This window comes from Flavobacterium galactosi, from assembly GCF_048158585.1.
Lineage (GTDB): Bacteria > Bacteroidota > Bacteroidia > Flavobacteriales > Flavobacteriaceae > Flavobacterium > Flavobacterium galactosi.
In genome coordinates this window covers 211753-227026 of the sequence record NZ_JBLNKV010000003.1, presented here as the reverse complement: position 1 = coordinate 227026, position 15274 = coordinate 211753, and the positions used below count along the sequence as shown (strand labels likewise).

The following is a 15274-nucleotide window of genomic DNA, read 5'->3' as shown; positions in this document are numbered from 1 at the left end:
CGAATTTAAGGAGCTATTTCCAGCTTTTCAGTGCAAGTTTTTGCAAACCCGTTTGTTTTTCTAAAGTTGCTGCTAGAGCTTCCTCCGGTCGCTTTGCGGCAACAAGAAAAACTAAAACGGCTTTCGCAAAAAGCTTTTCATTGCAAACGAAGTTCACTGAACTCTAGTAAAAATAAAAGTATAGTGAAGTAATCTGGGCTAGGGGAGTGTTGGATTGATTGATGTTTTTTGGGTTTACTATTCCACCAACTCAAACACCAACACCTGCGTTTTTTGCATCTCAGAAAAATTATTATCAGAAATGAAAATAATGGATTGATTGCCATTAGCTAATTTTGGTCCAAAAGTAAGGCCTTCGATATTATCAATAAAAATCCCCAAATCATCCATGTTTAGAATCAGTTTTTTGGAAGCTAATTCAAAATTTTGGTTCTTTAATGAATCATAGTTTTTAACATTAGTTGCTTTTTTCAAATCACACAGATAAACTTTAATTGTGCAAGCTTGAGTGCCCGTAGAATAAGAGCGTTCCACAACCAGCAACTGGTTTTTACCATAATATTGAATCGCTGAAACTCCATTTACGGCAAAAGCATCTTTTGGATTCGGTTCCAATGCAATAGGTTCTAATTTATATGCATATTGAGCTCTATTCTTTTTGGTTTTTGCATTAAATTGATACAATCGAATCAAACCTCCTTTACTGGTATTGGCTTGTTCACCATCTTCAAATAAAGGTTCCTCAATGTTGGTGTAAATGTTTTTGTAGTTGGGGTCAAAAGTAATTCCTTCTAAAGTTCCATTATTTCTAGGGCCTTTTTCCGCTTTCTGCATTTCTAAATTCGTTGGTAATTTGGCTTTGCCAAGAGAATTACCTTTTAAATCTATAAAATTAATAGAAGGATTTTGTGAAATTAATTTATCTGCGGTAATTACACGAGCGCCTTCGCTGCTCCAAACTAAGGAACTGGTTTTTGGATTGAATCGAATATCTTCAGGGTCGGCTGCCGTTGTTGGGTTAGTATTCCAGTTACCAAAATTTTTTCTGGTTTCATTTTTTAAAGTAGTGACGCTTTGAAAATGGATACTTTCTAATTTATTTTCGACCAAACGAATTTTTGCAGTGTAAAATCTGGAATCGTTAAAAGCTGATCTATCATCACTTATTAGGTAGTAAAGATCGTTTTTCGCATCATAATCGATTCCGGATAAACCACCAACTTTCGTGTCTTGAAAAGTTTGATTAAAAGGAATTTCTAACGAACTGATAAACTTTAAACTGGGAGTCGGTTTGTTTTCAGCAGTTTGTTTTAAATTGGAACAAGAAAGGAGAATAGCTTGTAAAACAACGAGAATTAGAAATTTACGCATATTTTATTTAGTATAGTATTCGTGTGGTTTTTGAATTGTATTTTGTTTCAAAGATACTGGTAATCGAAAAAAAAGTTGATTGGTTAGTCTTTAATAATTCGTTAAGGATTTAGTTCTTTTCGGCATTCCTGAAATACTCAATTTTATAATTGAACATTTCAGCCATATTCATAGCGCGAAGTTTAGCTTCTTCAGCTAATGGGCCAACAAATAAACTATCTGTAGTTTCAATGAAAATTTCCATCCAGCGTTCAAAGTGTTCTTTTGCAACAGGTAATTGTTTGTGTGGCGGAAATGGGCTGCCGGAATAGGTATGTTCTTCTAGTAGAATTGTTTGCCAGAAGAGATACATTTTTTCTAAATGTTCCGGCCATCGGTTGCTTATTTTTTCATTGAACATTGGTCCAATAAATTTATCTTTTTGAACTTTGGAGTAAAAGGTATCAACAAGTAATTTGATGTCTTCGAGAGTGGTAATATCCGTAAGTTGTGTCATTATTTTATATAAAAAAGCCTACGTAAAGGTAGACCATTTATATCAAATAATAGTTTAAAGGTTCTTGCTACTTTTTAGATTAGTTGCTTGTCCACAATGTTACTTAACAACAAAAATAGCACACAGATTATACACATTAAACGGATCAACACAAATTTTTTTGATTATTTTTATTTCAAATTGGTGCTAATTCGTGGCTATTTTTTTAAGGGTTATTTATACTAGGGTTATTGTTTACTATAAATCTGAAAACTGCTTACTTTTTAACAGGCGGGAATTGTTCTAAAATTTTTGCCACAAATTCATTGATTTGTTTTTCTTTTTCACTGCGGTTTTCAGTCAAATAACCTACACCTTCACCTTGCCAAACTAATTCTTTTTTCTTGGCATCGATTAAATCAATATACAATGTCCCTTCGGTTGATGACGAAACATAAGTGCTGCGGCCTCCCCATAAATAAGGATTCCATCCCCATCCCCAACCATAACCCCATCCGGCGTTGTATTGGTTTACATCAATTTTTTCTCTTTCTTTAGTTAGTATATTAATCAGCAAATCTGGATTTTCACTTTTGGTCATTCCTTTGTTGCTTAATTCCCGGTCTATGGCATTTAGTATTCTTTTCTTGTCTAATTCTGAAATTTCAACTTTATCAATTCCTTTTTTATGAAAAGCATACGTTTTGTATTGACTAAAATCTACATTGTTATCATAATCTGAATACACTTTTACAGAACTGCAAGATGCAATTACGAAAAGTAGAAGTACGGGAAGGAGTTTAATTGCTTTCATGGTGTGATTATTTGATTTCTATATGTTTACTAAAGATACGTTCAAATTTTTAAAAATCCAACAAATTGTCGGCTACTATATTAGGGATGGTTACTTTCAATAAAGGTTGCGTCTCCATCGCTCTTTTTATTGCAAATAATGCTCCATCGTTTCTAGCCCAACTTCTTCTGGAAATTCCGTTGTTGACATCCCAGAAAAGCATTGATGCTAAACGTCTTGAAGCTTCTTTTGAACCATCAAGAACCATACCAAATCCACCGTTAATTACCTCGCCCCAGCCTACACCGCCGCCATTGTGAATGGATACCCAGGTGGCTCCTCGAAAGCTGTCTCCAATGACGTTTTGTATCGCCATATCGGCGGTAAAACGGGAACCGTCATAAATATTAGACGTTTCTCTGTAGGGCGAATCTGTGCCAGAGACATCATGGTGATCTCTGCCTAAAACTATAATTCCTATTTCGCCTTTGGCTATAGCCTGATTAAAAGCTTCAGCAATTTTTACACGTCCTTCGGCATCAGCATAAAGGATTCGGGCTTGTGAACCTACAACCAACTTGTTTTCTTGTGCACCTTTTATCCAGTGAATGTTGTCCTGCATTTGTTGCTGAATTTCCTCAGGAGCTGTTTTTGCCATTTCTTCCAGAACTTGACAGGCAATTTCATCTGTATTGGCTAAATCTTCTGGTTTTCCCGAAGCACAAACCCATCGGAAAGGACCAAAACCGTAATCAAAACACATTGGTCCCATGATGTCCTGAACGTAGCTCGGATATCTGAAATCGATATGATTTTCCGCCATTACATCAGCACCTGCACGGGAAGCTTCCAGTAAAAATGCATTTCCATAATCAAAGAAATAGGTTCCTCTAGCAGTATGTTTATTGATAGCAGTAGTGTGTCTGCGTAATGTTTCCTGTACTTTTATTTTAAATAAATCAGGATTATTAGCCATCATTTCATTTGCTTGTTCAAAAGAAAGATCGGCAGGATAATAGCCTCCAGCCCAAGGATTATGTAAGGAAGTTTGATCGGATCCTAAATCGATATGGATATTTTTCTCGTCAAATTTTTCCCAAACATCTACCACATTTCCAAGATAGCCGATAGAAACGGTTTCTTTATTGGCTTGCGCCAAAGCGACTCTTTTTACTAATTCATCTACATTTTCAACCACTTCATTAATCCAGCCCTGACTGTGGCGAATATGGGTGATTTTTGGGTTTACTTCGGCGCAAACGGTAATGCAACCGGCAATATTTCCAGCTTTTGGTTGTGCGCCACTCATTCCGCCCAGCCCTGAGGTAACAAATAAACCAGCCTTTGGACTGCGTTTTATTTTACGAAAACCATTTAAAACGGTAATGGTTGTTCCGTGAACAATTCCTTGTGGACCAATGTACATATAGCTTCCAGCTGTCATTTGCCCGTATTGAGAAACGCCTAATGCATTCATTTTTTCCCAGTCATCCGACTTGGAATAATTAGGAATGACCATTCCATTTGTGACAACAACTCGTGGAGCTTCTTTATGCGAAGGAAACAATCCCATAGGATGGCCGGAATACATGGTCAATGTTTGCTCTTCTGTCATTTCCGACAAATAGTGCATTGTCAAAAGATACTGTGCCCAGTTTTGGAAAACAGCTCCATTTCCGCCATACGTAATCAACTCATGCGGATGTTGTGCTACGGCATAATCTAAATTATTTTGAATCATCAACATGATTGCTTTTGTCTGTTCACATTTTCCGGGATATTCAGCAATAGGTCGCGCATACATTTTGTAATCAGGACGAAAGCGGTACATGTAAATACGGCGATATGTTTCTAACTCTTCTGAGAATTCTTTAACTAATTCAGCATGATGTTGAGGTTGAAAATAACGAAGGGCATTACGTAATGCTAGTTTTTTTTCTTCAGCAGAAAGGATTTCTTTGCGTTTTGGGGCGTGATTGATATCCGTTTCGTATGGTTTTATTTTTGGTAAAACCGATGGAATCCCTTGTTGAATTTGTTCTTGGAAAGTCATTTTTGATGTTATTCGTTAATTTTTTTATGTGTAATTTTAAAAGAAAAGGATTTCGACTGCGCTCGATAGGACACCATTTTAATTTTAAGAATACACTAAGGATAACGAATATCCGACCTATGGTAGGATTTATGAATTTTGATTCTATATTTCTGTAAACAAATATCCATTTAGTTTTTTGTTGATGTTTTTTGAAAACTGCATTCTCTTGATTATACTATCTGCACCTGAATATTGACTACTTTTTATTTGTGCCTGTTTTTTTATCATAACCATAAGGGCAATGACGACAACCGCTTTTGCAACAATAGCCACGTTTTAAATGGTATTTTTCAGTGAAACATTTGTAACCTTCCGGTGTGTAATAGAAATCTTCCCCTTCTATTAATTTATTTTCATTACTTTGCTCATTCATACCTAGGATTATTCTATTCTAAAAGTCATTCGATTTACTTTGATTGATAAAAGAACTCAATCGATTGAGTTTTTCATTAAATAGGACCATTTTATCAGTACAAATTTATAAATTTTATAGCGAATGTTTCTAATTGTTGCTAAATATTTAATTCCAAAAGGATATCGTGGATTGACTGCATTTCCTTTTGTATTTATAAAATATCATATTGATAAAGAAAATAAAGTTTTTATTAATCATGAGAAAATACACTTGCGACAGCAATTAGAACTTCTGGTGATTTTTTTTTTTATTTGGTATTTTATAGAATATCTTTTTCGTTTGATTCAATATAAGAAAGCTGATTTAGCATACAGAAATATCAGTTTTGAAAGGGAAGCTTATGCCAATGAATCAAATTTAGAGTATTTAAAAAACAGACCTTTTTTAAAGTTTTTAAATTTTTTTGATAAAAAATAATTTTATTCATACCATACTTTAAAAATCGATTACTTTAAGAAAATTATAGTTTATTGAATACCCTTTTTTATCGTTCAATTGCGATCAATCAAGGGATGCCACCTTTTTCAATCCTTATTTTTAAATTATAGAAAGAAACTATTAAAAAAAATAGTGCAGTTTGTTTTTTTTGTAAGAAAAAGCTTGTTTATTTAAACAAAAATGTTATTTATATTCAAATAAAATTTTGCTCATAAAAGTGACTGTTTACTGGGAATTATGAGTTAAAATGAGTGCTAAAAAATAAAAAAAGGTACTGAAGATGTGTCGATTAGAGACTTTATTTTTTTTAACAGTTGTTTAGTCATTAATTAACATCACATTTGCATCACATTGGATTTTTAATAAATTTTTTAGATTTAAAACGTGTTGTTTTTCAATAAATTAAGATAAATCTCAATAGAGTAATTAAAAATATATGAAAAATAGTATTTCGTTCTTATTCGTTTTATTCTTGCTAATTTCGAAAGCATCAAATGCACAAGTAGGAATAGGTACTACAAATCCTGAAGTTTCATCGATGCTAGACATTCAATCTACTAATAAAGGATTTCTTTTGCCTAGATTGACTACAGCTCAAAGAGATCTAATAAGTTCACCTGCAACTGGGCTCCTTATTTATAACACTACGACTTCAATTTTTAATTTTTATAATTTGGGTTGGAAAGATTTTAATACAGGTTTAGTTTTGCCAATAAATGGAGGAACTGGAATAGCCAATAGTAACGCATCTACTCTTGCATTACCGGGAGCATTTGCAACTACAATTACAACTACTGGATTAACAGATGTTACATTGCCTAAGACAGGAACTTTATACGGAACGGAAACAGGAAGTATAACTTCAGCACAAATACAGAATTCATCGAGCGATGAAACAGGGACTGGAAAGTTAGTGTTTTCTGAATCTCCAACTTTTACAGGAATAACGCTAGCTCCTACTGCAGCAGTGGGAACGAATACGACACAATTAGCAACGACGGCTTTTGTTTTGGCAAACACTACAAGTAATTATAAATCCATTAATGCTACTGGGGACATAATGACTAGTTCAACTACGGATGTTTTAGTACCGGGAATGTCAATAAGTCCCCTAACAGGAACTTATGCTGTTGCCTTTAATGGCCAATATACAATAACACCTGGTAATAAAGCGACGCAAGCAGCAATCGCTTTACAAGCATTTTATAATCAATTGAATTCAGTCGCAGTTACAAATACTACCCATTCAGCTACGTTTGGAAGTGAGACCGTGAACCCAGGAGTGTATAGTATAGCTACGGCAGGTTCTGTATTAGGTGCCCTTACCTTAGACGCACACGGAGATACCAATGCTCTTTTTATTTTTAAATTCGGAGCGGCCTTTAACACTGGGGCAAGTGCTGCAATAATCTTGCTCAATGGAGCATCTGCTGCTAATGTTTTTTGGTTGGCACAAGGAGGGATAGGGCTTGGAGCTTCAACTATTATGAAAGGAACCCTTCTCGCTAATAATGGTGCAGTTGCTTTAGGAGCATCTTGTATGCTTGAAGGAAGAATACTTTCTACGGCGGGAGCTATAAGTACTGATAGTTTAACCATGACTAAAACTGCTAATAGTTCTCATGTCAACTTGGGAGCTTTGTCTTCCTTTGCTATGTTTACTTCTTCTGGTGGTGTTGGTAATACAGGAATTTCAAATATTACGGGAGACATAGGTACTAACGCAGGTGCTATAACAGGTTTCGAAACTTCTACTGTGAATGGTTCTTTTATTACTCCTACTACTGTTAGTGCTTTGGCTACTTTTAGTATTTATCAAAATGGAGTATTAATTGCAAACTCCAGTAGAACGAGATTAAGTTCTGTTAATACGGTGGATGTGTCATTGCAAGCCATTGCATCTGTTTCGGCAGGTCAAGATGTTGATGTAAGATGGAACATTGATGCAGGAACTTTAAAGCTAGGAAACAGAATATTAACACTAATCAATGTAAAGTAGTTTTATTGATTAACAGGTATTTAGATATAGTGTCTTTTGTTTTTTTAATTTGTCTTAAGTCGATTACTTTATTTGTAAAAATAGTTCTCAATTTTTCTAAAATAAATTTATACGATTATTATTAGGTTAATTAAAGAATGGTTTTTTACAGGTGTCAAGTTATTCAATAGCATCACATTTGCATGCTTTAAAAGTTATAATGTACTTAGTTAAAGGACAAAAATACATTGTTTTCAATGTATTAATGATTTAGATCAATAGAATATATAAAATAAATAAATGAAAAATAATATCTTGTTTTTATGCGTTTTATCCCTGCTAATTTCGGAAGTTTCTAGTGCACAAGTAGGAATAGGTACAGTTACCCCTGAAGTTTCATCAGCTTTAGATATTCATTCTACCGATAAAGGATTTCTTTTGCCTCGTTTGACTACAATACAAAGAGATGCCATTAGCTCACCTGCAACAGGACTTCTTATTTATAACACTACGACTTCAATTTTCAATTTTTATAATTTGGGTTGGAAAGATTTTATTACAGGTTTAGTTTTACCAATTAATGGGGGGACAGGAATAGCTAATAATAATTCGTCGACACTTGCTTTACCAGGTGAATTTGCAACTACAATTACAACAACAGGAGTAACAAATGTAACATTACCTACAACAGGAACAGTTTACGGAACGCAAACTGGAAGTATTACTTCAGCACAATCACAGAATTCATTGATTGATGAAACAGGGACTCAAAAGGTCGTGTTTTCAGATTCGCCAACCTTTACAGGGGTGGCATTAGCTCCAACTGCAGCGATTGGTACGAACACTACACAATTAGCAACTACGGCTTTTGTACTGGCCAATTCAGATAATTTTAATTCGGTTAATGCAACTGAGGATATAGTAACTAATTCAAATACTGATGTTTTAATTCCAGGAATGTCATTGACTCCTAGGGCAGGAACTTATCTGGTTATGTTTAATGGTCAATATAGTATTACTTCCAGCTATTCTTCTAGATCTGTAAATACTGATCAAGGTAGATTAGATTTAAAAGCGGCATACGATCAGTTGAATGGGGTTTCTATTACTAATATTCATGCACCTGCTCTTGGTAGTGGGGAGATTCTAACAGCTGGTGTATATTCAATAGGAGCTGCAGGATCAATAGCTGGAGTTTTAACTTTGGACGCGCAAGGAAATCCAAATGCAGTGTTTATTTTTAAAATTGGAGGGGCATTTACTACAGGAGCAGGTACTGTTGTTGCATTGACTAACGGCGCATCTGCATGTAACGTATTTTGGATTGTAGAAGGCGCAGCATCTATGGCCGCTTCAACGACAATGAAAGGAACTGTTATTGCTAATAATGGAGCCGTTTTTATGGGGGCTAATGGAACGCTTGAAGGGAGATTGTTTTCAACAACTGGTGCTATTAGTTTTGGACCAGGAACTGCATACATACCTTTAAACTGTTCTTATCTTGACTTAGGAACATTGTCTACTTTTGTTATATTTACGACTAATGGTGCAATTGGCAACACTGGGAATTCTTATTTCACTGGAGACATTGGTACGAATTCAGGTGATGTTTCAGGTTTTGAGTATTCAAGCGTGAATGGTTCTATATTTAAACCTGGGACTACTACTGTAGCAACCGCTAGCAAAGCATTAGCAACTTTTAGTATTTATCAAAATGGAGTTTTAGTTCCTAATTCGAGCAGAATTTGCACAAGTAATCTGAATATTGGATCAGTTTCTTTACAGGCAATTGCTACAGTTTCTTCGGGGCAAAATATTGATATTAGATGGAAAATTGATTCAGATGCAATAATTCTGAAAAATAGAATCTTAACCTTAATGAGTGTGAGATAAGATTATGTTAAAAACTATCGTAAATATCTAGTTTGCACCTTGAGATTTTTTATTATTCTTAATAGCTTCATTTTCTAAAACTAAAGATGTTATAGTGTCTAATGAGATTACTTATTAAAAAACATCTAAACTCTTATAAATTAACTTAACTAATAAGCTTGTGTACTCAAAATTACTTAAAATAATACTGTTAATTGTTTCTGAAATTTTATTTCAGAGCAATGCTAATGCCCAGATGTATATTAGTCCTAATAGTTATGTCTTTGCAAGTAATGAAGTTATTTTTATAAAACAAGACTTGGAATTAAGTGCAGCTAGTAGCAATTTCTATTTGAGAAAAGATGCCCAATTGTTGCAAGGCTCTACTTCGGTTGGAACAAATAAAGGAGTTGGTGAGTTATCTATTTTTCAAGAAGGAAGTACGAACAATTTTCAATTCAATTATTGGTGTTCTCCTGTTGGGGGAAATAGTGCTGTCACAGGGAATTCTCCTTTTGGGATTACCCAGCTTAAAGACATTGTAAATTTGACTAGTAGCAATAATCCAACCATTTTAGCAATGAATAATTACGATGGTAAAGCTAGTCCATTTGCAATTGCCCCATATTGGATAAATAAATTGATAGCAACATCGAATTATTCGAATTGGATTCAAGTGGGTTCTGCTTCTAGCATAAATGCAGGAGAAGGTTTTACGATGAAAGGAACTTCAGGGACTAATTTAACTACTGTAAATGGGGTTCAAAACAATCCGACAAGTCAACAAAGATATGATTTTAGAGGAAAACCAAATGATGGAACAATTTCTATTCCAGTGAAAATTCAGCAATTTACGTTAACTGGAAATCCTTATCCATCAGCAATAGATTTGTCTGCCTTTTTAATAGCTGCAACAAATTGTACGGGGATTGCTTATTTCTGGGAGCAAGATAAAACGATAAACTCTCATTTTATAGCTGATTATAAAGGGGGATATGGAGCTTTTTCACCTGGTTCTTTAGGAAGTAATGGAGTTTATGTTCCTGCAACTTTTTATTCTTATGATGGATCTGGAAATCAGGTAACGAGTATGAGTACAGGGGGGATTTATGAAAGACGTTTTAGTCCAGTTGGACAAGGTTTTTTGATTGAAGGAACTGTAAATAGTACTGTGGAAATGAAAAATATTTATCGAGTATTTGTTAAGGAGAACGTGTCAAATTATTCTCAATTTAATAAAAATGAAGATAAAACGAAAAATATCTCTTCTTATTTATCGGATATTCAATCAGTATCTGGTTTTGATTATACCAAAGTGAGTATTCTCCCAACGCCACAAATACGATTCAATATATTGATGAATAATGAAGGAGTCCGTCAAATGGCTTTGGCATTTATTCCTGAAGCAACGGACGGTGTTGATCGTGCCTTAGATGCAATATCCCCAAGCGATGGACCTCCTGCAGATGTTTACTTTGTAGTAGAGGATAACGAATATGTAATAAATGCTGTGAATTTCAATGTCGATAAAAAAATCCCTATAGGTTTTAAAAATGTGGCCAAAGCTAATTATAAAATTACAGTAAAAGAAATTTTGAATTTTACAGGAGCTAATACTGTTTACTTACATGATAAAGTGGCGGATAAATATTTTGATATTAAAAATGATTTCCATGAATTGACTCTTCCAGCAGGTGTCAATAATACACAATTTGAAATCACCTTTAAAAGTAATGTTTCCTTGGGAGTTGAAGATTTGACGAGTGAAGGTTTTGTGGTTTACCAAAATAATTCTACTAAAAATCTAACAATCAATAATCCATTGTTAATAGATTTTACTACCTGTGCTTTATATGATGTCGCCGGAAAATCAATTTTTAATAAAAACGATTTGGGAGTAAATTCATCTTATAAATTTTCTACGTCAGGTCTTGGAGATGGAATTTATATTGTTAAGTTATCCACCAAAGACAATATTGAGGTTGGTAAAAAAATAATAATTAAAAACTAAAACTCATTTGAAATGAAAACAATAAATGCAATCTGCAAAGGTTGCATTTTTGTTATATATAAATTTTACCTTTGTAAAAAAATAACTTAGCTTGAATCAACAGTTAACGATATTATTTCCAAACTCCATTTCAGTGCATATCAAACGGGAAGATTTGATTCATCCTTTTGTTTCAGGAAATAAGTTTAGAAAACTTAAATATAATTTGCTTCAGGCGAAAGAAGAAAATCAGGAAACACTGCTTACTTTTGGAGGCGCTTTTTCGAATCACATTGCAGCGGTTGCTTTTGCAGGGAAAGAAAAAGGATTCAAAACTATTGGGATTATTCGAGGGGATGAATTACGCACTAAAATTTTAGAAAATCCAACCTTATTGTTTGCTCAAAATTGTGGGATGCAATTGGAATTTATTTCGAGAGAAGCGTATCGCTTAAAAAACGAGATTTCATTTTTAGAAAATTTAAAACAAAAATTTGGCAGCTTTTATCTTATTCCCGAAGGCGGGACTAATGCATTGGCCATCAAAGGTTGTCAGGAAATTTTAACACAGAAAGATGCTGAATTTGATTATATTTGCTGCCCAATAGGAACAGGGGGCACTATTTCAGGAATTATAAATAGTGTTTTGCCGCACCAGAAAGTTTTAGGGTTTCCAGCTTTAAAAGGGGATTTTTTAAAAGCCGAAATTTGTAATTTTGCACAAAATGAGAATTGGGAATTAATTACTGATTACCATTTTGGAGGGTACGGAAAAGTAAATAACGAATTAATCGGGTTCATTAATCAGTTTTATGAAGATAATCAAATTCCTTTGGATCCTATTTATACAGGAAAGATGGTTTTTGGCGTTATAGATTTGATACATAAGAACTATTTTCCGGCTCAATCAAAAATTTTACTAATTCATACCGGTGGAATTCAGGGAATTCAAGGAATGAATATGAAATTAAGAAACAAACAATTACCAACAATCAATGTCAATGTTTAAAAAAATTCTGCTGATTCTCACAATACTAACTTTGGTAGGTTGTAAAGCTACAAAGCCAGTTATTGTAACTACGAAAAAAGTTGCTTTAAAACCAAAATCAGAAGTTGTTACCACTGTTAAAAAACCGAATGTCTCAAAATCAATTATTACAAAACCCGTAAAAAAAGAACCAACGATTAGTGAAACGGAAGTAATTGTTTCTACTTCAAAAACGGTAGTTACGAATGCTGTTGTGAAAGCTTATATTTCTCAATTTAAAGAAATTGCAATGGGAAATATGAAGAGTTTTGGTATTCCTGCAAGTATTATTTTAGCTCAAGGAATTTTAGAATCAGGTGCCGGAGTAGGTGATTTGGCTATAAGTGCCAATAATCATTTTGGTATAAAATGTCATGAAGGCTGGACTGGAGAAAGTGTGCGTCATGATGACGATTCTGATCAGGAATGCTTCAGGAAATATAATAATCCATCAGAATCGTTTAAAGACCACGCTATATTTCTAACTGGCAGAAGTAGATATTCTAAATTATTTGCATTGCCAAAAGGAGATTATAAGGCTTGGGCAAGAGGGCTTAGAACTGCCGGCTACGCTACAGATCCAAAATATCCGGATAAATTGATAGCTTATATTGAACGATACAATTTGCAACAATATGACCGTGAGGTTTTAGACGTAAATTATGTTTCGAATGAAAAACAATTAGTAGCAGAATTATCAATAGAAAATAAAAACTCAAAAGGTTCAGACTCCTATGAGGTTCAAAAAGGAGATACGTTGTATTCTATTTCTAAAAAATTCGAATTAAGAATTGACGAATTAAAACAAAAAAATAATCTTTCTGACAATTCTCTTTCAATTGGACAAAGACTGATTATAAAATAAATTAAAAATAACCAAAAATTCATAATTCATTAAATGTTATATAAAAGAAGCAGTCAGCTTTTTGCTGAAGCAGAAAAAGTAATTCCAGGAGGTGTAAATTCACCAGTAAGAGCTTTTAAAGCAGTAGGAGGAACTCCAATTTTTGTCAAAAGTGCCAAAGGTGCTTATTTGTATGATGAAGACGGTAACCGTTTAATCGATTATATCAATTCATGGGGTCCTATGATTTTAGGTCATGCTTTTGAACCGGTTATACAAGCCGTGATTGAGAAAGCTAAATTGGGAACTTCTTTTGGAATGCCAACAGAATTAGAGACTCAAATTGCCGCTTTGGCTGTTTCCATGGTTCCGAATATCGATAAAATCAGATTTGTAAATTCAGGAACTGAAGCTTGTATGAGCGCGGTAAGATTAGCTCGTGGATTTACCAAAAGAGATAAAATAATAAAATTTGCAGGTTGTTATCACGGTCATTCTGATTCATTCTTGATTCAGGCCGGAAGCGGTGCCATTACTTTTGGTTCGCCAAATAGTCCTGGAGTAACCGCAGGAACTGCCAAAGATACTTTGCTGGCACGATACAATGATTTAGAGAATGTGAAGGCTTTAATTGAAGCCAATAAAAATGAAATTGCCACAATAATCGTTGAGCCAGTTGCAGGAAACATGGGTTGTATTCCTCCAAACAAAGGTTTTCTGGAAGGATTACGCAAATTGTGTACAGACAATGGAATTCTATTGATTTTTGATGAGGTCATGACAGGTTTTAGACTTGCCAGAGGCGGTGTTCAGGAATTATTCAATATAACTGCTGATATAGTTTGCTTCGGAAAAGTAATAGGCGGCGGTTTGCCAGTTGGAGCTTTTGCTGCCCGTGAAGAAATTATGAATTATCTGGCGCCATTAGGACCTGTTTATCAAGCAGGAACTTTATCAGGAAATCCATTAGCAATGGCTGCAGGATTAGCGATGTTAGAAGCGTTAGATAATGATCGTGCTATTTTTCAAAGATTAGAAGAAAAAACAGCGTATTTGGCTGCAGGGATTGACAAAGTTTTGAAAGCAAATAATGTTGCTTTTACAATCAATACCATTGGATCTATGATTTCAGTACATTTTGACGCTGCTCCAGTTGTAGATTTTCAAACTGCTGCAAAAGGGGATAATGAAACCTTCAAGAAATTCTTTCATGGGTTATTAAAGGAAGGAATTTATATTGCGCCATCTGCTTACGAAACATGGTTTATTACAGATGCATTAACGTACGATGATTTAGATTTTACCATTCGTGCTATAGATAAAGTTTCAAAAAATTTTTAGTTATAAAAAAACTTCCGGCTTAAACCGGAAGTTTTTTCTTTTTTCTTATTTTCGATCACCACCTCTTCGGTCACCTCTTTCTTGTTGTTGTTTTTCTTTTTCTGCATTCCACTTTTCAAATTGTTCCGGAGTTAAAATGCTTTTCATCTTGTTTTTCATAGCGATTTGTTCATCCATCATTTTGGTTCTCATGTCAAAATTCTCGCCAGTGTTTTTTTCCTGATTTGCTTTTCGTTCCGCTCTCATGGATTCTCTTTTGGCGCTTTGTTCAGCAATAACCTGTTTCATTTGCTCTTGCTGTTTTGCATTCAAATCAAGGTCTAATGTCATTTTTTTTAACATTAATTCATTGCGTTGTTCAGGAGTTAATTTTTCCATATCAGCTCTTGCTGGTCTTTCTTTTCTGTCTTGAGCAAAACTGGTCATTCCAACAACTAATAATGCAGCAATAATTAATTTTTTCATTTGTTTTGTTTTTAAGTTATAATTATAAGACAGTGATAGAGACCAAAGGTTTAATCTGTTAGCAAAAGTTTATTTTTTATTCTTAGTTGTTTTAAAAAAAAATGATAGTTTAGTATGATTGGCCATAACGGATTGATTTTAAAACAGTCTCAAAAGGGCTTTGAAAGCTA

General features: G+C 34.1%; 13 protein-coding genes. 7 read left to right on the top strand and 6 right to left on the bottom strand.

Annotated features, from left to right (window positions below; translation table 11 throughout):
* Nucleotides 1-237: 237 nt before the first annotated feature.
* The 5 genes from ACM55M_RS07740 to ACM55M_RS07720 all read right to left on the bottom strand — a co-directional run bounded on the left by ACM55M_RS07740 (nucleotide 238) and on the right by ACM55M_RS07720 (nucleotide 5107).
* The gene (locus tag ACM55M_RS07740) at nucleotides 238-1371 is read right to left on the bottom strand and encodes an esterase-like activity of phytase family protein (RefSeq protein WP_416856983.1); all 1134 of its coding nucleotides are present in this window, start codon (nucleotides 1369-1371) and stop codon (nucleotides 238-240) included.
* Nucleotides 1372-1480: 109 nt separating this feature from the next.
* Nucleotides 1481-1867 (bottom strand): group III truncated hemoglobin, encoded by a 387-nt coding sequence (locus ACM55M_RS07735; protein ID WP_416856982.1) that lies wholly within the window; start codon nucleotides 1865-1867, stop codon nucleotides 1481-1483.
* A 256-nt stretch (nucleotides 1868-2123) separates the two neighbouring features.
* A complete protein-coding gene (locus ACM55M_RS07730; protein WP_416856981.1) occupies nucleotides 2124-2660 on the bottom strand; it encodes a DUF4136 domain-containing protein in 537 nt (178 codons plus the stop codon).
* 49 nt (nucleotides 2661-2709) lie between these two features.
* Nucleotides 2710-4692, bottom strand: coding sequence for a urocanate hydratase (locus ACM55M_RS07725; RefSeq protein WP_416856980.1), 1983 nt, complete (start codon nucleotides 4690-4692; stop codon nucleotides 2710-2712).
* Between the two features lie 238 nt (nucleotides 4693-4930).
* Complete coding sequence (locus tag ACM55M_RS07720; protein ID WP_416849176.1) at nucleotides 4931-5107, bottom strand: DUF5522 domain-containing protein; 177 nt, start codon at nucleotides 5105-5107, stop codon at nucleotides 4931-4933.
* Between the two features lie 123 nt (nucleotides 5108-5230).
* On the opposite strand from ACM55M_RS07720, the gene ACM55M_RS07715 reads away from it, so the two are divergent.
* The 7 genes from ACM55M_RS07715 (at nucleotide 5231) to hemL (ending at nucleotide 14639) form a co-directional block, all read left to right on the top strand.
* A complete protein-coding gene (locus ACM55M_RS07715) occupies nucleotides 5231-5566 on the top strand; it encodes a hypothetical protein (RefSeq protein ID WP_416856979.1) in 336 nt (111 codons plus the stop codon).
* Between the two features lie 457 nt (nucleotides 5567-6023).
* On the top strand, nucleotides 6024-7586 hold the full coding sequence (locus ACM55M_RS07710) for an ice-binding family protein (protein WP_416856978.1): 1563 nt from the start codon (nucleotides 6024-6026) through the stop codon (nucleotides 7584-7586).
* A 279-nt stretch (nucleotides 7587-7865) separates the two neighbouring features.
* The gene (locus tag ACM55M_RS07705; RefSeq protein ID WP_416856977.1) at nucleotides 7866-9458 is read left to right on the top strand and encodes an ice-binding family protein; all 1593 of its coding nucleotides are present in this window, start codon (nucleotides 7866-7868) and stop codon (nucleotides 9456-9458) included.
* A gap of 160 nt (nucleotides 9459-9618) precedes the next feature.
* Entirely contained in the window at nucleotides 9619-11448 is a 1830-nt protein-coding gene (locus tag ACM55M_RS07700; RefSeq protein ID WP_416856976.1) for a T9SS type A sorting domain-containing protein, read from the top strand.
* A 91-nt stretch (nucleotides 11449-11539) separates the two neighbouring features.
* A complete protein-coding gene (locus ACM55M_RS07695; RefSeq protein ID WP_416856975.1) occupies nucleotides 11540-12436 on the top strand; it encodes a 1-aminocyclopropane-1-carboxylate deaminase/D-cysteine desulfhydrase in 897 nt (298 codons plus the stop codon).
* On the top strand, nucleotides 12429-13319 hold the full coding sequence (locus ACM55M_RS07690) for a glucosaminidase domain-containing protein (RefSeq protein ID WP_416856974.1): 891 nt from the start codon (nucleotides 12429-12431) through the stop codon (nucleotides 13317-13319). The genes ACM55M_RS07695 and ACM55M_RS07690 overlap by 8 nt, the downstream gene beginning before the upstream one ends.
* A 33-nt stretch (nucleotides 13320-13352) precedes the next feature.
* A complete protein-coding gene (gene hemL / locus ACM55M_RS07685) occupies nucleotides 13353-14639 on the top strand; it encodes a glutamate-1-semialdehyde 2,1-aminomutase (RefSeq protein ID WP_416856973.1) in 1287 nt (428 codons plus the stop codon).
* A 45-nt stretch (nucleotides 14640-14684) separates the two neighbouring features.
* On the opposite strand, the gene ACM55M_RS07680 is transcribed toward hemL, so the two are convergent.
* Complete coding sequence (locus tag ACM55M_RS07680) at nucleotides 14685-15104, bottom strand: hypothetical protein (protein ID WP_416856972.1); 420 nt, start codon at nucleotides 15102-15104, stop codon at nucleotides 14685-14687.
* Nucleotides 15105-15274 lie beyond the last annotated feature (170 nt).

What these genes read in the sequence shown, in the direction of transcription:
- ACM55M_RS07740 (WP_416856983.1), bottom strand. Translation starts at nt 1,371, where the DNA reads ATGCGTAAATTTCTAATTCTCGTTGTTTTACAAGCTATTCTCCTTTCT.
- ACM55M_RS07705 (WP_416856977.1), top strand. Translation starts at nt 7,866, where the DNA reads ATGAAAAATAATATCTTGTTTTTATGCGTTTTATCCCTGCTAATTTCG.
- ACM55M_RS07735 (WP_416856982.1), bottom strand. Translation starts at nt 1,867, where the DNA reads ATGACACAACTTACGGATATTACCACTCTCGAAGACATCAAATTACTT.
- ACM55M_RS07690 (WP_416856974.1), top strand. Translation starts at nt 12,429, where the DNA reads ATGTTTAAAAAAATTCTGCTGATTCTCACAATACTAACTTTGGTAGGT.
- ACM55M_RS07720 (WP_416849176.1), bottom strand. Translation starts at nt 5,107, where the DNA reads ATGAATGAGCAAAGTAATGAAAATAAATTAATAGAAGGGGAAGATTTC.
- ACM55M_RS07725 (WP_416856980.1), bottom strand. Translation starts at nt 4,692, where the DNA reads ATGACTTTCCAAGAACAAATTCAACAAGGGATTCCATCGGTTTTACCA.
- ACM55M_RS07730 (WP_416856981.1), bottom strand. Translation starts at nt 2,660, where the DNA reads ATGAAAGCAATTAAACTCCTTCCCGTACTTCTACTTTTCGTAATTGCA.
- ACM55M_RS07680 (WP_416856972.1), bottom strand. Translation starts at nt 15,104, where the DNA reads ATGAAAAAATTAATTATTGCTGCATTATTAGTTGTTGGAATGACCAGT.
- ACM55M_RS07710 (WP_416856978.1), top strand. Translation starts at nt 6,024, where the DNA reads ATGAAAAATAGTATTTCGTTCTTATTCGTTTTATTCTTGCTAATTTCG.
- ACM55M_RS07715 (WP_416856979.1), top strand. Translation starts at nt 5,231, where the DNA reads ATGTTTCTAATTGTTGCTAAATATTTAATTCCAAAAGGATATCGTGGA.
- hemL (WP_416856973.1), top strand. Translation starts at nt 13,353, where the DNA reads ATGTTATATAAAAGAAGCAGTCAGCTTTTTGCTGAAGCAGAAAAAGTA.